We start from the raw sequence: 26,038 nt of genomic DNA, 5'->3' as shown, positions 1-26,038 counted from the left end.
CTCATCCATCGCGACACGCTAGCGAGAACACCATGGCCTCTGTAGTCATTATCAAAACCGGCGACGCCTTCCCCGAAGTGGTGGATCAGCACGGGGATTTCGAACAGCTGTTCATCGACCAGGTGCAGGACGCCCTGCCCGACCACCTGACCCTCGACGTATGGGATGCACGCCTCACCAGCCAGCCGCCGGAGGATATCGTGGCAGCCATCATTACCGGCTCCCACAGCATGGTCAGTGAGCAGCTCCCCTGGAGCGAGGCGCTGAAGCCCTGGTTACAGCAGGCACTGGCGGACGACCTGCCGCTGCTGGGCGTATGCTACGGCCACCAGCTGATGGCCGCTGCGTTTGGCGGTGTGAGTGATTACCACCCGGCGGGGCGTGAATCCGGCACACGCAGCGTACGCCTGACCCAGGCAGGCCGCCAGGACCCGCTGTTCGGGCAACTCCCGGAGTGTTTCGTGGCCCACTTGACCCATGCCCAAGCGGTCATGCAGCTTCCCCCCGGCACCAGCATCCTGGCGCACAATTGCCACGATGCCCACCAGGCGCTGCGCTATGGGCCACGCCAATGGAGCGTCCAGTTCCATCCCGAGTTTTCACCGCCGGTGATGCGCGCTTATATCGAACGCCAGCGCGCTGCCTTGCGCGACCAGGGCGAAGACCCGGATCAACTGCTGCAAGACGTCGCGGAGACCCCCGACGCCACGCGCCTGCTGACCCGGTTCATCGCGATGCTGTAGTGTGCGTTTGCGATGCTGTAGCGCGCTTTTGGTCGCGCCGCGATATGACGTTCAGGATGGCCAAAAAAAAAATCCCCCCATGCCCTTGGCATGGGGGGATGGTAGCCAGGGCGACATCAGTCGCCCGGCAGGCGTTTACGCACGTTCGCGACGGCGAACCGGCGCATCGCCATCGTCACGACGACGGCGCGGTGCACGCTCGGGCGCACGGTCTTCGCTGATTTCCAGCGGGCGACCGGCCACACGGGCACGTGCCATCTTGGCCAGAATGGTAGACGGCAGGCCGCTGGGCAGCTCGACCACCGAGAAGGCGTTGCGAATATCGATGCGGCCAATACGGGCACCTTCGATACCGCCTTCGTTGGCCAACGCGCCAACCAACTGGCCAGGCTTGACGCCATCTTTATGGCCTACCGATACACGGTAGCGGGTCATGCCTTCGCTGGGCGCACTGGAGCGCTCGCGGCGAGCACCAGCAGGTTTGCCGGGCGCACCCTCACGCGGAGCACGCTCTTTGCGCGGTGCTTGCAGACGGCCAATCGGCGCTTCGTCAGCACGGGCCATGGCAGCAAAGGCACAGGCCAGCTCGACGGCGTCGTGACCTTCTTCCACCAGACGCTCGACCAGCGCGCGCTGCTCTTCGGCACCCTTGGTCAGGGCTGCCACGACGCGATGGTGGAATACTTCATCACGGTGCGCACGGATAGCGGCTTCGTCAGGCAGCGGCATTTCGGTCATTTTCTGACCCGTTGCCTGCTCCATCCAGCCTACCTTGCGGCCTTCACGGAAGCCCGCGAAGGTGATCGCGATACCGCTGCGGCCCGCACGGCCAGTACGACCGATACGGTGCGTATAGGCTTCGGCGTCCTGGGGAAGGTCGTAGTTCACCACGTGGGTGATACGCGGAACGTCCAGACCACGAGCGGCGACGTCGGTCGCGATCAGGACATCGACCTTGCCACGCTTCAGGCGAGTGATGGTGCGCTCACGCAGGCTCTGGTCCAGGTCACCCGACAGGCCAGCGGCGTTGACACCGCGCGCCGTCAGCTGCTCTACCAGCGTGGTACAGGCAGCACGTGTACGTACGAACACGATGGCCGCATCCACCGGCTCCACTTCCAGAATACGCGCCAGCGCTTCCAGCTTGGCACCACCGTCCACACGCACCAGGCGCTGTTCGATGTTTTCTCCCGTCGTGGTGCGCGATTCGATCGCCACCTTGACCGGGTTGACCAGATAGCGATTGACGATGCGCTCGATTTCAGACGGCAGCGTGGCCGAGAAGAACACGCGCTGGGCATCTTTCGGGGTATCGGCAACCACGCGTTTTACGTCGTCGATAAAGCCCATGCGCAGCATTTCGTCGGCTTCGTCCAGCACCAGCGCAGACAAACCGTCCAGCTTCAGGCTGCCGCGATCCAGGTGGTCGATGATACGACCGGGCGTACCGACCACGACCTGAGCGCCGCGCTTCAAGGCGCCCAGCTGCTCACGGTACTCTTGACCACCACACAGGGTAGCCACTTCGAGCCCCTGCAGGTTTTGACCATACTTGCTAAAGGAAACCGCAACCTGCTGAGCCAGTTCGCGGGTAGGCGCCAGCACCAGTACCTGGGGCTCGCGACGCTGCATGTCGAGACGCGACAGCAGCGGCAGTGCAAAGGCAGCCGTTTTACCGGTACCCGTTTGTGCCTGACCCAGCATATCGCGACCTTCCAGCAGGGCTGGAATGGTCTGCGCCTGGATGGGCGAAGGAGTTTCGTAGCCCTGCGCTTCTACAGCAGACAGAACGGCAGGCAAAAGAGCCAGATCACCGAAGCTCGGCGAGGTGACAGAAATCGAGGTCATTAATCACACCTTGGTAGGCCGGTATCACCGGCAAAAAACATCGTAAGCGTCTCTGACTCTGTTATATGCCGCACGTCACGGTGCGCAGCAAAAGAACAAGGCTCCGCATAGCGGATATCGTCATCAGTGGAGTCGGAGACGCCGGTCGCACCTGGCATTCGGCTGGCAATACCGCACGCTGCGGGCCAACCGCTGTGGCGACCTTACTGCGCCGATTTCACCCGTCTGGTGAAATGCTGGAGGCGCGCCATCTTCACAGCAATGAACATCCAGTCGAGGGGATGTTCCTGCAAACGTTTCGGCTTGGTGCCATGAGGCGACCGAATCAACGCTTGCCGTCGTGATGGAGGGGTCAACACATGCGAGGAGCGCGCATCCTACCACCTCACTGGTAAGCTGACCAGCTTTTTTACTTTAACCAATATCATCCTGAAACTTGCACTTGTTCACTATTGGTCTAACCTGAGAGGTGCCTCACGTTGTTCACGAACTTCAAGGAGTGATGCCTATGAACTGGGATCAGATCGAAGGCAAATGGACCGAGGTAAAAGGCAAGGCGCGTTCTAGCTGGGGCGAATTGACCGACGACGAGCTGACGCAAATCGGCGGCAAGAAAGATCAGCTGGTAGGTAAGCTTCAGCAGAAATACGGGCTGGCCCGTGAAGAAGCCGAGCGCCGTGCAGACGAGTGGGCCAACGGCCTCTAATCGTCTCGGCATTGGCGCCGTAAAGGCAGGCCAATGCATATCCATTTTCCAATAGATGACTATTTGGCTGATTCAATAGCAACATGGAGAGAAGCTATGCGTAAATCACTACTGACAACGGCTATCGGCACGGTACTTCTGGGCAGCATGGCAATGGGCGCCCACGCACAGACCGAGCCACAGGGTATGTATTCAGCCGAAGACATTCTGGATGCTGATGTCTACTTCGCGGGCGGTTCCGGCGAAGAGATCGGTGAGGTGGAAAACATTCTCTTCGATGAGGAGATGCGCATTACTGCACTGGTCATAGAGAGCGGCTCTGTACTGGGGCTGGGCGGACGTGAAATCGTTGTCGGCACCGACCACTTCACGCTGGAAACCCACACCGAAGCGGATGGCGATACCGAGCACCGGATCATGCTCCAAGCCACGTCTGAAGAAGTGGAAGCCTTTCCTACTTACAACCACGACTGGTGGGAACAAACCAAGGCAGGCGCACGCGATGCTTGGGAAACCACGCGTGATGGCGCGCAAAGTGCCTGGCAGTCCGCCCGTGACGCCGTCAGCTCCGACTGATACGTTTGCTGTTTAGCGACACACAGGTACGCAATGGCCACCCAACCGGGTGGCCATTTTCATGGATGGCCGCATTGACTCAGCGACGGCGCACTCCTTGCCCCGGTAGACGTTCACGGTCATGCGGGCGCTGAAAGTCCAACGCTGGCCCGGCAGGGACGATACGGGTCGGGTTGATGGTGTCGTGACTGTAATAGTAGTGGCGCTTGATGTGGTCCAGGTTGACGGTGTCGGCAATGCCCGGCCACTGATAGAGCTCACGCACGTAGTTGGACAGGTTGGGATAATCCTCGATGCGTTTGAAATTGCACTTGAAGTGGCCGTAGTAGACCGCGTCGAAACGCACCAGCGTGGTAAACAGACGAATATCGGCTTCGGTCAGCCATTCTCCCGCCAGGTAACGCTGCTCTCCCAGGCGCTTCTCCATGCGCTCCAGCGCGTCGAACAGCGCAGTGACATGCTTCTCGTACACCTTCTGCTCAGTGGCAAAGCCCGACTTGTAAACCCCGTTGTTGATGTGGTCGTACACATCGGCGTTGACCTCATCGATGACATCACGCAGGTCGGAGGGATAGAAATCCAGCGTATTGCCGGTCAGCTCGTCAAAGGCATGGTTGAAGATGCGCAGGAGTTCAGCCGACTCATTGTTGACGATGGCATTACGCTGCTTGTCCCACAGCACCGGCACCGTCACGCGCCCCGTGTACTGCGGGTCGGTCATGGTATAGAGCTGGTGGTGAAACTCGACGTGGTTGATCGGGTCGCCGCTGGAACCCTCGTCCTGGTGATAGGTCCAGCCCTTGTCCAGCATGAGCGGGCTGACATGGGAGACGCCGATCAAGGGCTCCAGGCCTTTCAGTTGACGCATGATCAACACGCGGTGCGCCCAGGGGCATGCCAGGGAGATATAAAGGTGGTAACGATCTGCCTCGGCAGGATAGCGTTGGACCTCGCCCTCCAACACGCTTCCGCTGTCGGCAGGTTCCCCTACCCAATCACGCAGCTGTGCCGACTCACGGACAAACTCCCCACCGTGCTTTTTGGTGTCGTACCACTGATCGACCCACTCGCCGTTGACCAATAACCCCATGATGCTTCTCCCGTTGCGAACGTATGAAATAGCCTGTCTACAGGATACGCTCGACAAGAGAGGGCTCAAGCGGATGTTTTACCGACTTTCATTCGAGGGAATCGAATGTTGGCTGCACGTCTCCTTGACGGACTGCCGCAACGCAGCGGCCATGGCATGAGCCGCAGGGCCAGCCCGGTCACGGTCACGAAATATAAGCTGTACCGGTACTTCCCGCACGCCTCCTGCGCTCAGCGGCAGCGGCTTCAGCGCTCCACTGGCCAGCTCGTCGAGGATACGGGTTTCAGGTATCCAGGCGAACCCCAGACCACGCTTGAGCATGTCCAATGAGGTGCCCACATGGCTGACCGTCCAGCGCTGCTCAGCCTTTAGCCAGCCTGCATTGGTCGATTGGCGCAACGCCGAGTCACGCACCACCAGTTGGCGATGCTGGGCCAGGTCACGCAGATCCAACGCGCGCCCTAATTGATGCAGCGGGTGGCGTGGATGAGCGACCGCCACAAAGTGCACATTGACCAGCGGCTCACCAAGAAACCCCTGGGCCTCAATGGCCGTGACCACCAGGTCGGCACGCCCGTCATAAAGCATTTCGGTGCCGCCATTAAGCACACTCTCATGCAGCTGTACGCGCACCTGGGGATAGGTTTCCGAAAAGCGCTCCAGCGCCCTGGCCTGAGCCGCCGCAGGAAAGATTTGATCGATAGCGACGACGATTTCAGCCTCCAGGCCCGCAGCCAAGCGCGAGGCCACGTCCTCCAGCGACGCCGCACTCTCGATCAGTTGACGCGCACGGCGCAGCAACAGCTCACCGGCTTCCGTCAGTCGTACCTGACGCCCCACGGGCTCCAGTACCTGGATACCCAACTGTTCTTCCAATTTATGTACCGCATGGTTGAGCGTAGAGGGACTTTTATGGATCGCCTCTGCCGCCCTTGCAAAGCCACCGTGGTCGACCACGGCGGCGAGCATCTGCCACTGTGCAAGTGTTACCCGAGACATTTCGATTTCCTCGACGCTAAACAGCGAAACAAACCGCTTCACCTTCGAAAAAACAACACATAGGATGCCAGTAAAACGTCGAGAGTACGTGGCCTGACAGCAAATTTTGCACCAAGGGCTAATACGCGGGCTCACAGGAACATCGCCGTGTTTCAAAAAACAAACATACAGAAACAAAAAAACACATTCTAAATATTAGCAATTACCCTCAAAAAGCCACGTTTGCGAGGTCGGAGGGCGTTTTGGGCGATGCGCTTTCCTGGCCCGTGAAAAACGTCCGTTTCAAGCGCTCATTTTGGTCGGTAAGTGCTTAAAATGCCGTTTTAATTAGACACAACTTACGCACATCTTTAATAACCCTTCATTTGCGTCTATGGTTAAGAAGATGATCACGCCATGCGGCGGTCATCGAAGGCAGTTTACGCCGTTACTTTTGTTAGCGAACGGCGTTCGAGAGCGGTTCTCATTGTCGAATATTTGCATATTTCGACAGAAGTATGTTTTGTGTATGGATATACAGTCTATTCACCCCTGCCTCCTTGGGGTATGGTTCCCGAGTTTGCTCACTTTCTTGTTACGTTTACTTCACAAATTCGGCGGTCCATTTACCCATGTTGCGAATCCTCCATTCGCTGCCCCGCACGCATAAATTGTTACTATTACCAGTGGCCACCATGGTCACTGTGCTGGGCGCACAAAAGCTGGTGACGACGTATAACGACCTGAATCAACCTCACACACCGCTGGAGAGCGTACTTGTTCCTCTCCCCAGCGACTCTGCTCCTGGTGTCCCCTCGCTGCGGCAAGAGCGAACGCCTGTTGCAGAAGCGATCGATCGCGCCTCCCGCGCCCTCGACGCCACCCGTGACCATATTCCCCTCAGCGAATTGGCAGCAACCGAGATCGTCGACCTCGACGTGATCACCAGCGCCGAAGCCTCCATGGCCAGCGTGCCTCCCCTGGCCGTTGCGCTCGATGACGGCGCGCTGCACATGGCCGTGATCGTGGGCACTCTTGCAAGCGGCATGCTCAATACCGACCCCACCGTCGACATTGCTGATGCTACTTCCTACGAAGATTACGATATCGAGCTGTTCGACGATATTTCCTTTCTCGAGCGCGAGCTGGCCGCTGAAGAGCCCTTCGTGCCCGAGTGGCAGACGCATATCGTCGTGTCTGGTGAAACCTTTGCCGTGGTTGCTCAGAACGAGCTGGGGCTAGGCTACAGCGAAGTACTGGCGCTGCTGGAAGACATGCCCGACCAGCGCCTGCTGACCAACTGGCGCGCCGGCAACAGCTTCGATTACCAGCTGGATGAAGAAGGCCGACTGCTGTCGCTGCGCATGATGCGCAACACCCGCGACGGCATTTTGCTGGAACGAGACAGCGAACACTTTGCTATCACCACCATCGAACGCCAGGGCGAGCCGGTACAGCGGCTTTACGCGGGTAGCGTGAGCGGCAGCTTTGCACGCTCTGCCCAGGCTACCGGCCTGAGCAGCAGCTCGGTCACCGAGCTGACCCGCCTGTTGGAGAAGAAACTCGATTTCCGTCGCGACAGCCGCCGGGGGGATCAGTTTCAGGTATTGGTCGAGTCTGACATGATCGATGGCGAAACGCTGGATTCACGGGTGCTGGCGGTCAAATATGACGGCGAGCGCATGGATCTGACCGTGGTGCGCAACCCTTCCGACGACAACTTCTACACCCCGGAAGGCAACAGCCTGGACCCGGCCTTTGCCCGCCGTCCGTTCGAAGGCAACTATCGCCTGAGCTCTCACTTCAACCCGCGCCGCCTTCACCCGGTGACAGGCCGGGTCAGCCCGCACAACGGCACCGACTTTGCCATGCCGATCGGCACGCCTATCATCGCGCCGGCCAACGGCCGCGTGGAGCGCGTGGGCAATCACCACGCGGCAGGGCGCTATATCGTCATCCGCCATGATAACGGCTACCGCACGCGCTACCTGCACCTTTCGCAGCCGATGGTCAGCCAGGGTCAGCGTGTCGACATGGGTGAACGCATTGCCCTATCCGGTAACACCGGCCGCAGCACTGGCCCTCACTTGCATTATGAGGTCATCGTCAACAATACGCCGGTCAATGCCATGACCGTCGAGCTGCCTGAAAACACCAGCCTGAGTGGCGATACTCTGATCGCCTTCCAACGTCAGGCCGAACCGGTCCTGGCGGTACTGGAGAGTGGCGAGACAGGCATCATCAGCGTGGCCAGCAACCAGAGCAGTGACAACGATAGCGACACCGTTCAGTAGCTCATCGTGATACGTCGTTCGACAGGCCGCCCCAAGGGGCGGCCTGTCGCATAGGTAGCATACGTGGAAGAGGGAATCAGGCGTCGCGTGCGGATAGCGCCGATAGCAGTGCCGGGTCTCGGCGGTAGATATCATCTCGAAACTCTACCTCCCCCTGGGCATTGGGCCACGCGGTGAGGTAGTGCAGTGCTACGGGAATGCGCTGGGGCAGGTTGACGTTCTGATCGCTGCGCCCACTGTTCATCAGCGCATTGAGCTGATGACGACTGCCACTATCCTGTAGCAGCATCTGAGCGAACTCCGCCACGCCTTCCACCCTGACGCAGCCGGAGCTCAAGGCCCGTTGCTCCCGCTGAAATAATCCGCGCGCCGGGGTGTCGTGCAAGTAAATCATGTCGTTATTGGGAAAGCGTACCACGACCCTCCCGAGAGGGTTACGGCTCCCCGCCACCTGACGCAGCATAACGCCTCCAGGGCGCTGCCAATCGATGCTCTGCGCATCCAGCATTTCCCCTGAGGGGCTCAACACCTGAATGTTCTGCTGGGCCAGATAACCGATATCCTCACGTACCCGTGGCAACACGTCTTCCCGCATGATGGTAGGCGGTATGGTCCAGCTGGGGTTGATGGTCAGGTGGCTGATCGTGGAGTGAATGACCGGCGTTTCACGCCGCGGCGTGCCAACGACCACTCGTGCATCCCACTGCTGGCCATCAGGACGCAAGTAATGCAGCCGGTAGTCCGCAATATCGACCCACACCCGAGGCTCACGCTGCAAGGCGGGGCGTATCCAGCGCGCACGCTCCAGGTTGACCCGCAGCTGGTCGACCCGTGAAGCCACCGGCATGTTCAGCGCCAGCCGGGTGCGCTCCCCGACGATGCCATCTTCCTGCAACTGGTGGCGGCGTTGAAAATGCTTCACTGCTTGCACCAGGGTGTCATCGAACAGCTGCTGGTCGCGCGGCGCCCCCTGTACGCCAATCATTGGATAGGCGCTACTGTCGGCACCCAACAGCCCCGAGGCGCCCCACAGGGTCAGCCGTTGGCGTAGCGTGACCACATCAGCGTCGCGGTCGCCAGGCCGCAGCGAGGCTTCTCTACCGGACAGGTAAGGAACGCTGCCTTGCTCGGCCAATTGACGGTAGGCACTCAATGCCTGGCGTAACTGGGCATACTCGGGTGAGCTGGGCCGGGCCATGGCCAGCGCCGATTCCACATCGTGACGCTCCACGGCGCTCAGCACACGAGGCAGCGCGTAACTGCGCTCTGGGCGTGAAGCGTCCCAGCCAGGTTCCACCTGACGAGGATTGACCTTGCCTGACGATAGATGCTCCAGCGCCAGCAGCAGAGCCCGAGTGGCATCGACATCGAAGCGTGCCTGGGCGGCAGCATCCCATGCGCGGCTAACCCGGAACTCTTCCAGCAGCGTCGTCGCGCGGTAATCTTCGGGGCTCAGGCCATCATCCAGCAGGCCGTTCAACCCCTCCACCAGAGCTTTCACACGGGCTTCATCCTGCCAAACCGGTTGCCCGCCATTGAGCTGATAAAACGCTGCCACCGGCAGTGACTCCCCTGCCCGCTCAACCTGCTGTGACAAGGCTTGTTGCATGCCAGGAGGAGCAGGCTCCGCAGCCACCGCCAGCAAGGGGCCAGACAGGACAAGTCCAACCAGGGCGCCTATCGCCCATTGTCTTAGTCGCAGATGATCGTTCATCGCCTCTCCTTGCGTTATGATGCAGCGCTGTACGGCGCTGATGCCCAATGATATCGGCAGTTCCCGTTACCGGCCGAATAGTCTGACACTTTACTTCAGCATAGCTGCTTGCGCCTGTTCATGGTCATTTCTAGTGGGGACTTATCGCACCTTTGGCAGGATGACACTCGATGCTCTCACCCTTGTATACTCGTTTTCGCTCTGATACCCCCCGTTTTTTGACCCTGATGACCGCCACGAGCCTGTTACTTGGCGCCTCTCCACTCCAGGCTGCCAGCTTTTATGCCCAGGTATCTTCCCAGCCCCCCATCGGCGTGTCGCCCCTTCATCATCAGTTACAACAACTGGCGCCTGGCGTCTCCGGTGAGGCGCTCCGTCTGGCCGCGCAGGCCATCGCTTGTGCCGACCCCTACGCCGAGCGCCTGGCGGTCATCGACTACTCGCTGCCCTCCACAGAGCCTCGCCTGTGGGTCTTCGACCTGCACCAGCACGCGTTGCTGTTCGAAGAGCTGGTGTCCCATGGCCGAGGGTCGGGTGATGCCGTGGCAGAAGTGTTTTCGAACGTCCCCGAAAGTTTTCAATCCAGCATTGGACTGTTTCGCACCATGAACAGCTATTACGGGCGCAATGGCTACTCACTGCGTCTGGAGGGTCTGGAGCCAGAGGTGAACGACCTCGCTTTTCAACGCGCCATCGTGATTCATGGGGCGGAGTATGTAAGCGAAGAGTTCATCGCCCAGACGGGGCGACTGGGGCGAAGCCATGGCTGCCCTGCCGTTCGCGAAGACATCACTTACCCGCTTATCGACAGCCTCAAGGAAGAGCAGTACGTGTTTGCCTACTACCCCGATGAAGAGTGGCTAGCGACCTCTTCCTTCCTGCGCTGTGGCCAGGATGAGCATCTGCAGCTCGCGCAGATGAGATAATGGCGTGATAGTGATCACCGCCAGCACCGCCACCATACCCGTGTTACCGAACGTGCTCATTTATGCCATGCTTAAGGGCACGTTATTAGCCACTTTGGGAAGGATCACATGGCATCAGCAAAAAAACTCGACCTGGCGCTTCAAGGCGGCGGAGCCCACGGCGCTTACACATGGGGCGTGCTGGACCGCCTGCTGGAAGATGACCGCATCGACATCGAGGGCATCAGCGGGACCAGCGCGGGGGCCATGAACGGCGTCGTCATGGCCGACGCGCTGACTCGCGGCGGCAAGGAGACGGCTCGGCAAGCGTTGCGGGATTTCTGGAAAGCCGTCAGCCGGGCGGGCATGGCGAGCCCCATCCGCCGCTCCCCCATGGACGTACTGACCGGCAACTGGAGCCTGGATCATTCACCGGGCTATGTCACCATGGACCTGATGACTCGCCTGGTTTCCCCTTATCAGCTCAACCCACTGAACCTGAACCCCTTGCGAGACATCGTGGCGTCGCATATCGACTTCGACCGCGTGCGCCAGTGCGACCAGCTGAAACTCTTCGTCGCGGCGACCAACGTCCGTACCGGCAAGCAACGCGTGTTTCGTCGTGAAGAGATGAGCGTCGATGCCGTCATGGCGTCGGCATGCCTGCCGTTCATGTTTCAGGCCGTCGAAATAGACGGCGAAGCCTTTTGGGATGGCGGCTACATGGGTAACCCCGCACTGTTTCCCTTGATGGAAGAGTGCAGCGCGCGCGACATACTGCTGGTACAAATCAACCCCATCCGCCGCGATGAGCTGCCCACCACGGCCTCGGCCATCATGAACCGGCTGAACGAGATCACCTTCAACGCTGCGCTGATCAAGGAAGTCCGCATGATCGCCCTGCTCAAGCATGCACTGGAGGAGCAAGGCATCGAAAACTGCTACCAGCAGGCTCTTTTTCATCGCATCAGTGGCGACAAGGCACTGGAGAGCCTGTCGGTATCCAGTAAGCTCAATGCCGAATGGCCGTTCCTGTGCCACCTGTTCGACCAGGGCAAAGCGGCTGCAGAGCTGTGGCTCAACGAGCACTTCGAGGCGATTGGTGAGCGCTCGACGCTGGATATCGACGCCGTGTACCTGCATGGCTAGTCCTTCAAGAGCAGGCACCCTCTGATATTGCGCCAACTTGGCGCACTCGACTCGGCGCTACTGCCCCAATCGAGTGCGCCCCTGCTCACCCCCCTTGGCACCACACCCCCAGCGCCCCCATCGTTATTCATTAAATCAATGTTTTATATTTAAAAAATGGCTAGTGGCGAATTATTTGCTTGGTGATTTCCAGTGTTATAGGCGTGGACCAGGCCCAGCCGGGTACGAGTGCGTCGAACCTGACCTTCAACGATGAAGGCGTGTTCCCGTCTCTGTGCAGTGCCCTTGGCGTTGTGCGTTGACGAACTCGTTCCATGCTACCCGAGGCCACCCATGAACATCCGCCACAAAGCCAATCGTATTCGGCTGCTCGATTTCTCCACGCCACAGATGCGGGCATTCCACATGTCCTGGTTTGCCTTTCATATCTGTTTTTTTGGCTGGTTCGGCATCGCCCCGCTGATGGCTGTCGTACGTGAAGACCTGTCTCTGACGCAAACCCAAATCGGCAACACCATCATTGCTTCCGTGGCGATCACCGTGGTGGTCAGGCTACTGATCGGGGTGCTCTGCGACCGCATCGGGCCGCGCAAGACCTATACGGGACTGCTGCTGTTGGGCTCCATTCCCGTCATGGGGATCAGCCTGGCCAACAGCTTTGAAACCTTTCTGCTGGCTCGTCTGGCCATTGGTGCCATTGGCGCCTCGTTCGTCATTACCCAGTACCACACCACCATGATGTTCGCCCCCAATGTGGTGGGCACCGCCAACGCCACCAGCGCCGGATGGGGCAACCTGGGGGGCGGTACGACGCAAATCCTGATGCCGCTCATCTTCTCCGGAATACTCATGCTGGGCGTCAACGAAGCGCTGGGCTGGCGGCTTGCCATGCTGGTGCCAGGGGTCGTGCTGTTTTTGACGGGTATCGCTTATTGGTACTTTACCCAGGATGCCCCGGATGGCAATTTCAGCGAGCTGCGCGCCCGCGGCGAGCTACCGGAAGCCAGCGGCGAGTATGGCGCCGCGCAGAGCTTCATGGCTGCCGCCAAGGATATTCGTGTCTGGGCGCTGTTTGTAGTGTACGGGCTCTGCTTCGGGGTAGAGCTGACCATCAACAACATCGCCGCCATCTATTTTTTCGATACCTTTGATCTCACTCTGGCCACGGCAGGGCTCATTGCGGGCCTGTTCGGGCTGATGAATATCTTTGCCCGCACCCTGGGCGGCGTCTTTTCCGATCTGTTCGCCAAACAGGCGGGCCTCAAGGGGCGTGTGCGCTGGCTCTTCATTGCTCTGATCTGCGAAGGCATCGCGCTGATTGCGTTTTCGCAGATGCACGTGCTCAGCATGGCGATTGGCATCATGCTGGTGTTCAGCCTGTTCGTGCAGATGGCGGAAGGTGCCACTTACGGGGTCGTCCCCTTCATCAACAAGAAAGCGCTGGGAGCCGTGGCAGGCATCGTTGGCGCTGGGGGCAACATTGGTGCCGTCTCCGCCGCGTTCTTGTTTCGTAATGAAAGCCTCAGCTACCAGCAAGGGCTCTTTTATCTAGGCATTACCGTACTGCTGCTGGCTTCTTGCGTGTTGGTGGTACGCTTCAGCGATGCCACCGAGGCCGAGGAAGCCAAGGCCTACCGTGAGGCCGCCGGTGATCGTCATGAACAGGGCGCTCTCTCTTTACGCTAGCAGTTAAGCAGGCGCGTCTCTGGTCATCCAGTGAGGCGCCGTCTTTTCAGGCGGCGAGTAACAAGGAACTACTATGTCTTCTGCCCAACAGCTACTCTTGACCGCGCTGCGCTGTGATATCGACAACCTTCATCATTTGGCCACCACCGCCGATATCGTCAGCGATATCAGTCAGTTCATTCACGTTCTGCAGCGCGAACGGGGCGCTTCGACCATTTATCTGGCTTCCCAGGGGAAGCGCTTCAAGGCACGCCGCGCCACCTACCTCGAACATAGCCAAAGTGCCGAGGCGGCCATGCGCCAGCGGCTGGAAGCGCTGGGCCAGGAAGTTCGCTCACAGGCAGCCGCCAGGCTGCTTCGCCGCATAGCGGGTGTGTGGCAAGCCCTGGATGAACTTCCGGCGCTGCGCCGCGCCATCGATCAGTTCACGATTTCGCCTGATGCGGCCACGCAGGCGTTCAACCACTTGATCAGCGGGTTGCTGGCCATCGTTTTCGAAGCCGCCGACACCGCCATAGACCCCGATATTACGCGGGCACTGGTAGCTATCTTCCACCTGATGCAGGGCAAGGAGCTGGCCGGGCAAGAGCGCGCCTGCGGCGCCTTTGGGTTTACGCTGGGGCACTTCGATGACGCGCACCGTGAACTGCTCAACCAGCTGATGGCCGCGCAGCAGCGCTGTTTCGACACCTTTGCCGAATTTGCCGCCGCCGAGGCGCTGGCCGCCTGGCAGCAGGCGCTTTCGCCCAGGACCTTGGCGGGCATCCGCGAGCTTCGCGATATCGCCTGCCAGCGTGCCAACGCGCCCATGGGCGTCAGCGACTCGCTGGGCGAAACCTGGTACGAACTCACCACGCTGCGGCTGGATACCATCAAGGCGGTGGAAGATACGCTCAACACGCAGCTGACCGCCCTGTGCCATCTCAAAATCGCCGAGGCCCGCAGGGCCCTGGAACACGCCACCAGCACCCCGGGCCATCCGCTGCCTGCCCCCTGCGAACAGCTGCTCATGCTGGCACCTTCGCACCCCTTGGGCGACCTGACGGCCAGCGCGCTTCACTCGCCGCTCAGCCGGTCGCTGATCGAGCTGGCGCAAGCTCAGTCCAGCCGACTGCAGGGCTTGAGCGACGAGCTGGAAAATACCCGCAAGGCCCTGCGAGAACGAAAGCTGATCGAGCGTGCCAAGGGGCTGATCATGGCCCACCAGGGCATGAGCGAAGAGGAGGCGTACCGCTTTCTACGCAAGACCTCCATGGACCAGAGCCGTAGCATGGCCGACATGGCCCAGTCGATTCTCGACCTTTCCGCGATGCTGCAGCGTAAAGATGACAAGCGCCAACGCCATTGATGGCCGTCTGGCCCCTTGCAATTTGCCAGGGGCACCCGCATAAACGGTGTATTCGAAAGCGTGCTAATAAATCAAGCCGCTTGACCATGACCGTTTAAACAGGTGTCACCATGAGCCAACTTGCCCACACTGCGCTGTCTGTTCTGGACCTGGCGCCCATTCGTCAAGGCGGCAGTGTCGCCGAGACCTTTCAAGATAGCGTGGCCCTGGCCCAGCACACGGAGCGGCTGGGCTACCAGCGCTACTGGCTGGCCGAGCATCACAATATTGCGGGTATCGCCAGCGCTGCCACGGCCGTGCTGATTGGCCACGTGGCAGGGCAAACGTCCACCATTCGCGTTGGCAGCGGCGGCATCATGCTGCCCAACCACCCTCCACTGGTGGTGGCCGAGCAGTTCGGCACCCTGGAGACGCTCTACCCCGGCCGGATCGACCTGGGGCTGGGCCGTGCCCCTGGCTCGGATGGCGCGACCATGCGTGCCCTGCGGCGGCACGCCCAGTCAGGTGTCGATGACTTTCCAGAACAGCTGGAAGAGCTGCGCCGCTACCTGGGCGAAGCCCAGCCCCAGCAAACCGTCAAGGCCGTGCCGGGCCAGGGCACCCATGTGCCCATCTGGCTGCTCGGGTCCAGTGGCTACAGCGCCCAATTGGCCGCCAGGCTAGGGCTCCCCTTCGCCTTTGCTGCGCAGTTTGCGCCGGGCTATCTCTTCGAAGCGCTGCGCCTGTACCGCGACCAATTCCAGCCCTCCGAGCATCTGGCGGAACCCTATGCCATGGTAGGATTACCCGTGATAGCGGCCGACAGCGACGACCTGGCCCTCTATCTGGCCACGACTGCCCAGCAGAAGTTTCTCAATTTGATTCGCGGCCGTCCGACGCAGTCACAACCCCCGGTCGATCATCTGGACTGGAGCCCCATGGAGCGCGCCCAGGTCGCCCAGTTTCTTGGCGCGGCCATCATCGGTGGCCCTGAAACGGTCAAGGAGCAGCTGGCCGACTTCCAGGCACGTACCGAGGCCAACGAGCTGATGATCAACAGTGACTTCTATCAGCACGCGGACCGCCTGCGCAGTTATGAGATCGTCGCGTCAGTCGTCAAGGACGCCTGACACGTTCACCTGGTGACCTTCAGCCTTTGGCAATCAAGAAAGCACCTGCCGCCAGCATCAAGGAACCTGCTGTGCGGTTGGTGCCCTTCTGGGCGCGTTCGGACTGGAAAAAGCGCCGTGCCGACGAGGCAAACGACGCCACCAGCATCAGCCCCATCATCAAGCCCACTAGGGTAAGCCCAACCACCAGCAGCATGTCGCCATGGTTCAGCGTGGTCAGGTCAATGAAGGTGGGTAGAAACGCGACATAAAACAGGATGACCTTCGGGTTGGAGGCCGAGATCAGGACCCCTTGGGTAAGCCCCTTGAGGGCCTCACGAGCGGATGTGGCCGCCACGGGCGTACCGCCTTCCAGGCGCGGGGGCGTGACGCTGGCCGTCCACATTTTCCAGCCCAGATAAAACAGGTAAGCCGCGCCCACATAGCGCAACACGGTGAAGGCTTCACCCCAGTTTTCTGCCAAGGCAGCCAGCCCATAGAAGGCCAGCATCAGATAGATGACATCACTCACGGTCATGCCCACAGCCAGCGGCCAGCAGGCGCGCACGCCTTGGGACATCCCCTTGGCCAGCAGCGCAAAGATACCGGGGCCAGGAGTAATGGCGAAGACGAAGATCGCCACGAAATAGGTCAGGGCACTCTCGAGGGTCATGTGACGGCTCCCCATCTTTCGGTTGACGCTTTCAGGCATCCGCTTATGCTAGCGTATGCCATGTCTTGTATGCAGGAATACTCATGCAGCGTTTTGCATTTACCCCGATGACCCGCGACGATTTCGCCCTGTTCTGGCCAACGTTCCAGAGTATTGTAGCGGCACAGGAAACGTACGCGATAGACCCCGACATCACCTTTGATGATGCCTACCATCTATGGTGTACGCTGCCGCTGCACAGCCTGGCCGCCAAGGACGAGCAAGGTCAACTGCTGGGGGCTTATTACCTCAAGGCCAATGCCGCAGGCCCCGGCAAGCATGTCTGCAACTGCGGCTATATGGTGACACCCCATGCACGCGGCAAGGGCGTGGCCCGCGCCATGTGCGAACACTCTCAGGTACTGGCCGGTGACGCTGGCTTCGAGGCGATGCAGTTCAATGCCGTCGTGGCCAGCAATCACGTTGCGGTCACCCTGTGGCAGCGGCTGGGATTTGCCATTGTCGGCACCGTACCCCAGGCGTTTCGCCATCCGTCGCTGGGACTGGTGGACACCTACGTCATGCACAAATCTCTCAACAAGTGACTCGTAGTGAATGCTTACATAGCGCATTGAGGCCATGACCGGCAGACATCACTACTCACGGCTGATTACCGATACGTTTCGTAATGATCTCGCTGTGGTCGCCAGGCTGGGCGGCGATGAGTTCCTCATGGTTATCAAGAGCACGCCAGAAAATAGTCACTCTCTAGCCGAGGAAGTAAGCCAGCGCTTACTCACTCAAATCGCACTGCCTATCGAATTGCCCGGCAACATGACCGCCCAAGTCGGTTGCAGCCTGGGCGCTGCGGTGTGGCCCGAGCATGGCATGGACATGCAACAGATCCTACGCCATGCCGACAGCGCGCTGTATCAGGCCAAGCATCAGGGCAAACATCGCCTGGTCATTTATCGACCTGACCAGTAAAACAGCGCTGCCACTGCTGCTCCAGCGCATCCTGGCCCATCTCGGTGAGGTAAGTGATGTTGCGTTCCGGAATGGCCGCCGTATCGCCGTGGAACTCGATGGCTTTTTCCACACTGGCTTCGCGTAATACGTGGATCATCGGGTGCGGCGAACGGTTGGAGTAGTTGGCGGCCTCGTCGGGGTCGGCATCGGCGAAGCAGTAATCGGGGTGAAACGTCGCCAATTGATACACGCCCTCATAGCCCAGCTGTTCCAATAGCTGTTCCGCCAGTTCCACGAAGTCCAGGTAGTGGTCGAAGCTTTTGAACAGCGTGGGAAACACCAGCAGGCTGGTTTCTGCCTCTGGATGGGCATCCAGCCACTCGAACTCGGCGACCAGCTCCTCCAGCGCAATATCCACCTTTTTGGAGCGCACGACTTCCACACGCACCGCCTCGCGCTCCAATTCACGCTTGGCAAAGGGGCAGATATTGTGCCCGACGATGAAGTTGGCCACCCAAGTGAGCGTCTGGGCAACGACCAGGGCATCGTCAGCGTGATGCGAAGCAGAGGAAGCGGTATCCATAAAGCTATTCCTAAAAACGATTACTAAAAACGATTACTAAAAACCATCTCTAAAAAATGATTCTTAAAAACGATCCCTAACACTCTTTTGGAACCCAGCCATCAGGCATGCTGGTGGTACCGCGCCAGCGCGACTTCGTAGGATTTTTGGATATGGTCGTCCATTAATGCCCGCGCAGCAACCGCATCTCGTTTCAGGGCAAGCTCTACCAGCTGATGGTGCTGATCGTCCAGTTCCTGACGAACGGTGGGCATTTTCGGGCCTAGCCGACGGTAGCGATCGAACTGGTCGTGCAACTGCTCGATGAAGCGCAGCAGCCACACCGAACCGCAGGGCGCCACCAGCGTACGATGAAACTGGGTGTGCAGCCGTTCCCACTCTTCTACCTTGTCCAGTGTAAGGTCGGCCCGCTTGAGGCGGTGTGCCGCCGCCAGTAGATCGGCTTCCCATACCGCATCTCCGTGGGCAATGGCACGCTCCAGCGCCATGCCTTCGAGCTCGGTGCGCATCCGAGCAATGTCGTCCAGCTCTTCTCGGGAGAGCTTGGGCACTCTGAAACCACGCTGATTCTCCTGAATCAGCAGGCCATAGGCTGCCAGCTTGTTCAAGGCTTCACGTAGTGGGCTCAGCCCCACCTGATACTGCTCCTTGAGCGCATTGATGGCCAGCTTCTCCCCTGCCGCAAAACGCCCCGCGACCAAATCACGGCGCAAAACGTCGTAAATGGAGCCAGGCACTTTCTCTGCGGAGAGCTGAATATGTTTGTTCATTACCGAGTCCTCAGGCAGGTTTTTCTCTGCATCGGTTGGCAGAGATGAAGAGACCAAGTGTTGACGCCCCTCGACAGGCTCGCCTATATTCTATTTTAGACAAGATAATCGATTTTTTAACCCATAAACGATCAAAGAGTCATCCGCATGCCATTCACCCCCGCTTCGGCCTTTGCCACGCCGTCCTCGAAGACGTTTACACAGGCGTTCGACACATGAAACAAACCGCGCTCTTCTGGGCTTTTTTCAGGGTGGGCATTTTTGGCTTTGGCGGTGGCCCTGCCATGATACCGCTGGTGCATGCAGAAGTCGTGACACGTCATCAGTGGCTCACCGACGAGGAGTTTGCCGATGTGCTGGCGATTGGCAATACCCTGCCGGGGCCCATCGCCACCAAAATGCCAGGCTACATTGGCTACCGCGTGGCGGGTATCAGTGGGTGCGTGCTCTCCGTGCTGGCGGTGGTGTTGCCCATGCTGATCGCCATGGTCGTGATGCTGGGTGCTTTCAGTCGCTATCGCGACATTGGCTGGATACAGGGCATGGGGCAGGCCGTGATCCCGGTGGTGATGGTCATGATGGGCCAGCTCACCTGGGATTTCTTCGATAAATCACGCGCCGCGCTGGGCTGGCTGGTCAGTATTGTCATGGCCGTCGTCGCGGGTGGCGTCATCTACTGGCTTGGCGTTCACCCAGGCTTTGTCATCGGCGCCATTCTGCTGGCAGCGCTGCTGCGGCCAAACCGCCAAGCGCGCTCGAAGGAGGCCGCATGATCTACTGGGAGCTGTTTCTGGCGTTCTTTATTCCCAACATCGTGGGTTACGGTGGCGGGCCAGCCATCATCCCGCTCATCGAGGCAGAAGTGGTTGGCCGCTACGGCTGGATGAGTTCGCAGGGGTTTGCCGAAACCCTGGCCCTGGGGAACGCGCTTCCCAGCCCTATCGCCACCAAGATGGCGGGCTATATCGGCTATGAAGTCGCCGGCTTGGGAGGCGCCGCCGTTGCCGTGGCCGCGACGGTGGTTCCTTCCCTGCTGCTGATGATCGGGGCACTGGGGCTGCTCTACCGCCACCGTGAATCGCCCAGGGTCAAGCGCATGAGCCAGTGGGTACGCCCGGTCATTGCCATCATGATGGCGTGGCTCACGCTCAGTTTCCTGCTGGAAAGTACCGCCAGCAGCGGCATCGTTCACACCCTGATCATCGGCATCGTCGCGGCCATCGCCCTCGTGCGATTCAACACCCACCCCGCGTTCGTTGTCATCGGCGCACTGGTTTATGGAGGGTTCTTTCTGGGCTGAAGATATAACCTGAGCGATCCGGCGATGGAAGATGCTCTGTACGAGATTGACTCCATGCGGCACTTCGCCGGCCTGAAGCTATTGGCTTGCATTGGCATTGTCGGATATATATTGAAAAAACTGGACTACCCTCTTGCACCTCTTGTGCCAGGTGTTGTGCTGGGCCCCATTGCCGAAACGAATTTAAGGCATGCCTTTCAAACCAGCACTGACTGGACTCTATTTTTCACACGCCCCATATCCGCTTTACTGCTTGCACTAGCGGTCGCCTCGATCGCTTACAGTGTTTACAGCCTCTTGACCTCCTCCCCTCCCTCAGCTTGCGCTGCCGTCTGACAACGGAAAGGAAGGGGACTCCCTGGTTGCTGCCTTCCAGGTTCCTGCTTCGCAGCCCGTTGCCTTTGGTGATAGCACCTCAGGTCTTACACAAGCTCCACAGGCTTAACCTCCCGTGAGCCCCACGGTAGTTTTCTCATGCTGGCGAAGCTTGTCAGCCCCGGCCAGAATGGCTTTGCCCGATTGCAGTATGTTGCGGGCAGCGTTTACGTCGCGGTCAATGCCTTGCGTGCCCGCGTGGGCGTCATTTTCCAGGACTTCGTGCGCTATCAGCTCTCGGTAGGCGAAAAAGCCGACCGACACCCCAAGGTGCCTGGGTCGGCGAAGCTGATGAGAGTCTGCAATCACGCGTCAGCGTGTGCAGTGATGCCTGGGGAAAGCATCGCAAAACTGCCTGCGTCAAGCGGCTTGGCGATGCCCTCTGTCGGCTGATCGAGTCAACCTTCCCCGTCCTTTGCGCGAGTAGCTGCCTTTTCCCTTCCTGGGCGTTTGCTGCTGCAGTTTGAACATGGGTGTTCGCAGCTGTGCTTTCAAGGCATTGTCCTTGATACCGTGTCGCTTTTTCATACGTTTACCTATGTAAATTCCTTCGGACTTTCAAATGAGCATTGGCCCACTTCTGGACAGAGAATCGGCAGGTTGGTTCCCTGGAGCGGCAATCGCTACTGGAAATGGCTGCTGGAAATGGCCGCTAAAGATGCGCCCCCCACCACCATGCTGACCACGCTGCCGACCATGATCAAGCAAGGCGATGGTAGCGGTTGGTCCCTCAATTGGTCTGGCATGCTCGCCAGGGTGCCGGTCAGCGATTGCTGGTCGGGCTGGCTGGCATTGGCGACCAGCATGATGGGCCAGGAGTCTGGCAGTCCTGCCTGGCGCAAGCCGTGGCAAATGGTCTCCACCTTGGATAACCCCATATAGAACACCAGTGTTTCATCCTGTCGGGCCAGCGCTGCCCAGTCCGGGGTGCCACCTTCTCGGCACAGCTGCGCGGTAATGAAGCGCAGTTGCTGGGCATGGCTGCGGTCGGTCAAAGGAATTCCCATCCCCGCTGCGGCTGCCGACGCGGCGGTAATGCCCGGTACGATGTGTGCCGGTAACGCGGCTTGCGCCAGCGCTGCCAGCTCTTCGCCCATGCGCCCGAACACGCCCGGGTCACCGCCTTTCAGGCGCACCACCGACTTGCCCGCCAGGGCCAGTGACACCAGCAAATGACCGATGTCGGCCTGTGGCACGCTGTGGTGGCCTCGGGCTTTCCCGACGTAGTAGCGCTCGGTGCCGGGGGGAATCAGCGCCAGCACGTCATCCCCGACCAGACGGTCGTAGACCACGGCATCGGCCTGCATCAATAACCGTGCCGCCTTCAGCGTCAACAGCTCGACGTCCCCGCTGCCAGCGCCCACCAGGTAGACCGTACCTGCCCGGCACTCGCCGCTGAGCGACAAGCGAACGTTCGTCATCGCGTCGTCTTGCAGCGGCGCCAAGGCCCGCAGGCCAAAACGCATGAGGGCCTCAGGCCATTTCTGGGTTAACTGCTTGGCGAGTGTGCGCATTCGGCCGCTCCTGTTCGAGTAACGCGTTTAATTCAGGGATACAGCTCCCGCACTGGGTGCCGCAGGCCAGCCGTGCGCCCAGCGCCTCGAGGCTGGTATCCCCTTGATGAATAGCCTTGACGATGCTGGCCTGCCCCACCTGATGGCAACTGCACACCACTGGGCCAGCATCCGCTGCGCCATCGTCACAGCCGGCCAGCAGGCGTCGCCGCTGAGCGTTGGAGAGGGCCGCATCGGTGAACCGTTCAGCCAACCAGGCAAGCCCTGGCAGCTCGTCAGGCGGCCCGACCATCAGCCACCAGCGCAGCTGCCCGTCGATCACGCTGGCTGCTCGCAAGCGCCCCGTGGCGGCGTCTTCACACCATAGCGAGGCCGGGGTTCCACACCAGTGGGCGAGCGTGGCCAGCCAATCCTCCCTCGGCTGGCAGCCCGCCAGTTGCCAGCGCGTACAGCCTGGCAAGGGAATACGCGCCCAGTAATCGCTGTCGCACCACGCGGGCGACTCGTCTGCCTGGGCCACCAGTAAGGTGGCCTGCCAGGCGATGGGTAACCGACGCAGGGCCACAGCGCCCTGCTTGGATTCTGGCTGGCCCGAGACCGGGTCGGTGATGCCTTGCAGCAAGGTGCCACTGCGCCCCTGGCCCGTAAAGCAGTCGGTCCAGTGCATGGGCACGAACACTTCCCCCCGCCGCTGCCCATGGGCAAGGCGCACACGCCCCCGATACTCCCCCCGTGGCCGCGCTCAACTGAGCCAGCGACTGCGCTTCGAGCCCATGCTCGGCGGCGTCCTCGGGATGCAGCTCGATGAAGGGTTCGGCGCGATGGTTCATCAAGCGAGGCGCACGGGCCGTGCGGGTCATGGTGTGCCACTGGTCGCGCACGCGGCCAGTGTTGAGGCGCAGCGGGTAGCGCTCGCAAAGCGCCTGCTGGGGCAAACGCGGATCGATCGGCAGCAGCCGTGCACGACCGTTGGGCGTGGCAAACTGGCCATCCACGAACAGCCGCGGCGTGCCGTGGGGCGCTTGCCGAGTGACCGGCCACTGAATGGGGGCCAGCGCATCATACGCCGCCTGGCCCAGGCCGCTCAGGCCTGAGATGTCGAACAGCCGCGCAGAGGCACCGCTATTTTCATAGCCGGAAAGCCGCGCATGCTCATCGAAGATTTCCCAGGGGTGGGCATAATCGAACGCTTCTGCGAACCCCAACCGCTTGGCCACCTCGCAGATGATCCACCAGTCGTGTTGAGCCTCGCCCGGCGGAGGCAGCATTCCCCGCTGGCGGGAAATGCGCCGCTCGGAGTTGGTGACCGTGCCATCCTTTTCCGACCAACCCGACGCGGGCAGCACGATATCGGCAAAGGGCAGCAGGTCGGTATGGGCCACACACTCCGAAACGATGACCAGCGGGCACTTGGCCAGGGCGCGACGCACCTGTTCACCGTTCGGCAGACTCACTGCCGGGTTGGTGGCCATGACCCACAGCGCCGTGACTTCGCCACGCTCGATGGCCTCGAACAGCTCCACCGCCTTGTGGCCCGGCCCGTCAGGCAACGAGGCTGGCAGGTGCTCCGTCGACCAGAAGCGGCTGACACGCTGGCGTGCCCCGGGCGTGTGGTAATCCATATGCGCCGCCAGCTGGTTCGCCAACCCGCCCACTTCGCGACCTCCCATGGCATTGGGCTGGCCGGTGATCGAAAAGGGCCCGGCCCCCGGCAGGCCAATCTTGCCGCCCGCCAAGTGGCAATTGATGATCGCATTGCACTTGTCGGTACCACTGGAGGATTGGTTGACGCCCTGAGAGTACAGAGTGACCACATGCAGCTGGCTGGCAAACCAGTAGTAGAAGGTCTCCAGCCGCTCTTCGTCGACGTCGCAGGCCTTCGCGACCGCTTGCAGGCTACCGGCGCTCTGCTGGGCGGCGACCAGCGCCTGCTCGATCCCTTCGGTGTGCCGCTGCAAATAGACGTCGTCCAGCTTCTGCTGGGCCGCCATCCAGGCCAGCAGCCCGTTGAACAGAAAGGCGTCGCTGCCTGGCGCGATGCCCAGGTACAGATCGGCGATATCACAGGTGTCCGTGACTCGCGGGTCCACCACCACCACACGCATCAGTGGATTACGCTCCTTGGCGACTTTCAGACGCTGATACAGCACAGGATGATTCCAGGCCAGATTGGAGCCCACCAGCACCACCAGCTCGGCCTCTTCCAGGTCTTCATACTGGCAGGGCACGGCATCCGCCCCGAAGGCACGCTTGTAGCCCGCTACGGCCGACGCCATGCATAGCCGTGAGTTGGTATCCAGATGCGGGGTGCCGAGGAAGCCTTTGAACAGCTTGTTGGCGACATAGTAGTCTTCGGTCAGCAGCTGTCCTGACAGGTAGGCCGCCACGCAGCCATTGCCATGGGCACTGCGCTGGGCCTGCAGCCGCTCGGCCGTGGCGGTCAATGCCTGCTCCCAACTCACCTCACGGCCATCGACCCGAGGGCGCAGCAGTCGCCCATGATGGCCCAGGGTTTCATGCAGCGCCGTGCCCTTGACGCATAACCGGCCATGGTTGGCAGGGTGCCCGCGATCCCCTTCTACCGCCGCAACGCGGCCGTTTACCAGGGTAGCCGTCACTCCGCAGCCCACGCCACAGTAGGGGCAGGTGGTGTTGACCTGAGCGGTCGTTGGCATGGCATTTCCTCCCGCGCTAAAAAGCAAAAAGCGCCCAAGCCAGCCTCTCTCAAGAGGCTTGCCTGGACGCCGTTGTCACAGGGGCACGTCACGTGCCGTACTCATCAGTGGTTTGCTGCGTTTAGCGTTATTCGACGCGATTAGTCATTGTGCTGATTATGGGCAAATGTGCTGCAATGAGCCGTTGTTGGTTGTTACCTGGAGTACTGCAAGTATTGGCCCTATATTCCAAAAAACTCATAAATATCAGCAAAAACATAAACCTAAAGAAACCGCCTCTCACATTCAGTGCCTCCACAACACGCCAGCGAGCCTTTCGCTGGTGCAGAACCACTCCACAAGGCACCAAACCAGTGCAGCCATGGCCCATATCACGGTTAATGGGGCCGCTATTGATGACGTCAAGCAGTTGATTTTAAAAAAACTATACTGCTCCAGCCATCGGCTGGCCGATTTTTTGCTGCTGCTAGTCATATGAGTTTACATCGCGCAGCCAATGGCGGTTGCGACATGTAACTGAATCTGCCCATGGGCAACGACGCCCCTGACACCCTTCCTCGTGAAGGTCGTGTCAGGGGCGTTTTTTATTCACAGGAGCCACCATGGAAACGGTCTCTCGATGCACACCCAACGCGCATCTGGTGGTCATTGGCAACGGCATGGCCAGCCATCGACTGGTCGAAACGCTGCTGCGTCACCCGGCGCGCCCGGCACGCATCACCGTGATCGGCGAGGAGCCGGTGCCTGCCTACAACCGCATCCTGCTGTCACCTCGGTTAGCCGGTGAACTGGAGCAGCAGGCCCTGACCCTGCAAGACCCAGAGGCCCTTGCCCGGCAAGGCGTGACCCTGCGCCTTGGCCAGCGCGTCGCGCAGATCGACCGTCAACGTCAGCGGGTCATCACTCACTCGGGCGATGCACTCTCTTATGACCGCCTGGTGATAGCCACCGGCTCCCGCTCGGCCATGCCCGACCTGCCGGGGGTCGCCCTGCGCGGCGTACACGGTTTTCGCACCCTCGAGGATGTCGCCACCCTGGAAGCCATTGCCCAGCGCGGTGGCCACGTGGTGGTGGT

General features: G+C 60.3%; 24 protein-coding genes and 2 pseudogenes. 15 read left to right on the top strand and 11 right to left on the bottom strand.

Annotated features, from left to right (window positions below):
* Positions 1-32 precede the first annotated feature (32 nt).
* Positions 33-743: a glutamine amidotransferase gene (locus B7L72_RS16005; protein WP_016914692.1), complete on the top strand. Its 711-nt coding sequence runs from the start codon at positions 33-35 to the stop codon at positions 741-743.
* 135 nt (positions 744-878) lie between these two features.
* On the opposite strand, the gene B7L72_RS16000 is transcribed toward B7L72_RS16005, so the two are convergent.
* Positions 879-2,591 carry a DEAD/DEAH box helicase gene (locus B7L72_RS16000; RefSeq protein ID WP_016914693.1) on the bottom strand — a complete coding sequence of 571 codons (1,713 nt, stop codon included), beginning with the start codon at positions 2,589-2,591 and terminating at the stop codon, positions 879-881.
* Between the two features lie 508 nt (positions 2,592-3,099).
* Here B7L72_RS16000 and B7L72_RS15995 point away from each other — a divergent pair.
* Together B7L72_RS15995 and B7L72_RS15990 are read left to right on the top strand one after the other, a co-directional pair.
* Entirely contained in the window at positions 3,100-3,297 is a 198-nt protein-coding gene (locus B7L72_RS15995) for a CsbD family protein (RefSeq protein ID WP_016914694.1), read from the top strand.
* A 96-nt stretch (positions 3,298-3,393) separates the two neighbouring features.
* The gene (locus tag B7L72_RS15990) at positions 3,394-3,873 is read left to right on the top strand and encodes a PRC-barrel domain-containing protein (protein WP_016914695.1); all 480 of its coding nucleotides are present in this window, start codon (positions 3,394-3,396) and stop codon (positions 3,871-3,873) included.
* A 79-nt stretch (positions 3,874-3,952) separates the two neighbouring features.
* On the opposite strand, the gene B7L72_RS15985 is transcribed toward B7L72_RS15990, so the two are convergent.
* Both B7L72_RS15985 and B7L72_RS15980 read right to left on the bottom strand, forming a co-directional pair.
* The gene (locus tag B7L72_RS15985; RefSeq protein ID WP_081195471.1) at positions 3,953-4,963 is read right to left on the bottom strand and encodes a glutathione S-transferase family protein; all 1,011 of its coding nucleotides are present in this window, start codon (positions 4,961-4,963) and stop codon (positions 3,953-3,955) included.
* A gap of 78 nt (positions 4,964-5,041) precedes the next feature.
* Complete coding sequence (locus B7L72_RS15980) at positions 5,042-5,962, bottom strand: LysR family transcriptional regulator (protein ID WP_016914697.1); 921 nt, start codon at positions 5,960-5,962, stop codon at positions 5,042-5,044.
* A gap of 611 nt (positions 5,963-6,573) precedes the next feature.
* Here B7L72_RS15980 and B7L72_RS15975 point away from each other — a divergent pair.
* Entirely contained in the window at positions 6,574-8,235 is a 1,662-nt protein-coding gene (locus B7L72_RS15975; RefSeq protein WP_081195469.1) for a peptidoglycan DD-metalloendopeptidase family protein, read from the top strand.
* Positions 8,236-8,311: 76 nt separating this feature from the next.
* Here B7L72_RS15975 and B7L72_RS15970 read toward each other — a convergent pair whose 3' ends face one another.
* On the bottom strand, positions 8,312-9,949 hold the full coding sequence (locus B7L72_RS15970) for a L,D-transpeptidase family protein (RefSeq protein ID WP_081195467.1): 1,638 nt from the start codon (positions 9,947-9,949) through the stop codon (positions 8,312-8,314).
* A 170-nt stretch (positions 9,950-10,119) separates the two neighbouring features.
* Here B7L72_RS15970 and B7L72_RS15965 point away from each other — a divergent pair, with 170 nt between their 5' ends.
* The 5 genes from B7L72_RS15965 to B7L72_RS15945 all read left to right on the top strand — a co-directional run bounded on the left by B7L72_RS15965 (position 10,120) and on the right by B7L72_RS15945 (position 16,146).
* Entirely contained in the window at positions 10,120-10,875 is a 756-nt protein-coding gene (locus tag B7L72_RS15965; protein ID WP_081195465.1) for a murein L,D-transpeptidase catalytic domain family protein, read from the top strand.
* Positions 10,876-10,983: 108 nt separating this feature from the next.
* Positions 10,984-12,003 carry a patatin-like phospholipase family protein gene (locus B7L72_RS15960; protein ID WP_081195463.1) on the top strand — a complete coding sequence of 340 codons (1,020 nt, stop codon included), beginning with the start codon at positions 10,984-10,986 and terminating at the stop codon, positions 12,001-12,003.
* Between the two features lie 333 nt (positions 12,004-12,336).
* Entirely contained in the window at positions 12,337-13,689 is a 1,353-nt protein-coding gene (locus tag B7L72_RS15955) for a NarK family nitrate/nitrite MFS transporter (RefSeq protein ID WP_016914702.1), read from the top strand.
* A gap of 73 nt (positions 13,690-13,762) precedes the next feature.
* On the top strand, positions 13,763-15,037 hold the full coding sequence (locus tag B7L72_RS15950; RefSeq protein ID WP_081195461.1) for a nitrate regulatory protein: 1,275 nt from the start codon (positions 13,763-13,765) through the stop codon (positions 15,035-15,037).
* 110 nt (positions 15,038-15,147) lie between these two features.
* On the top strand, positions 15,148-16,146 hold the full coding sequence (locus B7L72_RS15945; protein ID WP_081195459.1) for an LLM class flavin-dependent oxidoreductase: 999 nt from the start codon (positions 15,148-15,150) through the stop codon (positions 16,144-16,146).
* Positions 16,147-16,165: 19 nt separating this feature from the next.
* Here B7L72_RS15945 and B7L72_RS15940 read toward each other — a convergent pair whose 3' ends face one another.
* The gene (locus B7L72_RS15940) at positions 16,166-16,798 is read right to left on the bottom strand and encodes a LysE family translocator (protein WP_081195457.1); all 633 of its coding nucleotides are present in this window, start codon (positions 16,796-16,798) and stop codon (positions 16,166-16,168) included.
* A gap of 83 nt (positions 16,799-16,881) precedes the next feature.
* On the opposite strand from B7L72_RS15940, the gene B7L72_RS15935 reads away from it, so the two are divergent.
* Both B7L72_RS15935 and B7L72_RS15930 read left to right on the top strand, forming a co-directional pair.
* Complete coding sequence (locus B7L72_RS15935; protein WP_081195455.1) at positions 16,882-17,382, top strand: GNAT family N-acetyltransferase; 501 nt, start codon at positions 16,882-16,884, stop codon at positions 17,380-17,382.
* A gap of 34 nt (positions 17,383-17,416) precedes the next feature.
* Positions 17,417-17,764: a GGDEF domain-containing protein gene (locus tag B7L72_RS15930; protein ID WP_254893835.1), complete on the top strand. Its 348-nt coding sequence runs from the start codon at positions 17,417-17,419 to the stop codon at positions 17,762-17,764.
* On the opposite strand, the gene B7L72_RS15925 is transcribed toward B7L72_RS15930, so the two are convergent.
* Both B7L72_RS15925 and B7L72_RS15920 read right to left on the bottom strand, forming a co-directional pair.
* Positions 17,742-18,329, bottom strand: a complete 588-nt coding sequence (locus B7L72_RS15925; protein ID WP_081195453.1) for a DUF1415 domain-containing protein — start codon at positions 18,327-18,329, stop codon at positions 17,742-17,744. The genes B7L72_RS15930 and B7L72_RS15925 overlap by 23 nt on opposite strands.
* 101 nt (positions 18,330-18,430) lie before the next feature.
* Positions 18,431-19,099: a GntR family transcriptional regulator gene (locus B7L72_RS15920; RefSeq protein ID WP_081195451.1), complete on the bottom strand. Its 669-nt coding sequence runs from the start codon at positions 19,097-19,099 to the stop codon at positions 18,431-18,433.
* A 215-nt stretch (positions 19,100-19,314) separates the two neighbouring features.
* Here B7L72_RS15920 and B7L72_RS15915 point away from each other — a divergent pair, with 215 nt between their 5' ends.
* Both B7L72_RS15915 and B7L72_RS15910 read left to right on the top strand, forming a co-directional pair.
* The gene (locus tag B7L72_RS15915) at positions 19,315-19,872 is read left to right on the top strand and encodes a chromate transporter (RefSeq protein ID WP_081137758.1); all 558 of its coding nucleotides are present in this window, start codon (positions 19,315-19,317) and stop codon (positions 19,870-19,872) included.
* The gene (locus B7L72_RS15910) at positions 19,869-20,399 is read left to right on the top strand and encodes a chromate transporter (RefSeq protein WP_016914716.1); all 531 of its coding nucleotides are present in this window, start codon (positions 19,869-19,871) and stop codon (positions 20,397-20,399) included. Before B7L72_RS15915 ends, B7L72_RS15910 begins: the two co-directional genes overlap by 4 nt.
* A 441-nt stretch (positions 20,400-20,840) precedes the next feature.
* Here the strand turns inward: B7L72_RS15910 and B7L72_RS19005 are convergent.
* The 4 genes and pseudogenes from B7L72_RS19005 to B7L72_RS15885 all read right to left on the bottom strand — a co-directional run.
* Positions 20,841-20,969: pseudogene (locus tag B7L72_RS19005) on the bottom strand (RNA-guided endonuclease TnpB family protein); the annotation flags it as partial.
* Positions 20,970-21,134: 165 nt separating this feature from the next.
* Positions 21,135-21,302 (bottom strand): alternative ribosome rescue factor ArfA, encoded by a 168-nt coding sequence (gene arfA / locus B7L72_RS15895; RefSeq protein WP_081195449.1) that lies wholly within the window; start codon positions 21,300-21,302, stop codon positions 21,135-21,137.
* A gap of 95 nt (positions 21,303-21,397) precedes the next feature.
* The gene (cobA, locus tag B7L72_RS15890; protein WP_081195447.1) at positions 21,398-22,288 is read right to left on the bottom strand and encodes a uroporphyrinogen-III C-methyltransferase; all 891 of its coding nucleotides are present in this window, start codon (positions 22,286-22,288) and stop codon (positions 21,398-21,400) included.
* Positions 22,248-24,963, bottom strand: a pseudogene (locus B7L72_RS15885) (nitrate reductase). Before B7L72_RS15885 ends, cobA begins: the two are co-directional and overlap by 41 nt.
* On the opposite strand from B7L72_RS15885, the gene B7L72_RS18375 reads away from it, so the two are divergent.
* Both B7L72_RS18375 and B7L72_RS15875 read left to right on the top strand, forming a co-directional pair.
* Complete coding sequence (locus tag B7L72_RS18375) at positions 24,962-25,441, top strand: hypothetical protein (protein ID WP_139788524.1); 480 nt, start codon at positions 24,962-24,964, stop codon at positions 25,439-25,441. The pseudogene B7L72_RS15885 and the gene B7L72_RS18375 sit on opposite strands and share 2 nt — an antisense overlap.
* A gap of 124 nt (positions 25,442-25,565) precedes the next feature.
* Positions 25,566-26,038: FAD-dependent oxidoreductase (locus B7L72_RS15875; protein ID WP_176212916.1), on the top strand; the 473-nt coding region annotated here is incomplete at its 3' end.

Origin of the sequence: Halomonas sp. BC1 (assembly GCF_002078135.1) — a bacterium.
Taxonomy (GTDB): domain Bacteria; phylum Pseudomonadota; class Gammaproteobacteria; order Pseudomonadales; family Halomonadaceae; genus Vreelandella; species Vreelandella stevensii.
Note: the sequence above shows the minus strand (reverse complement) of the source record. Positions and strands in the feature narration are given on the sequence as shown.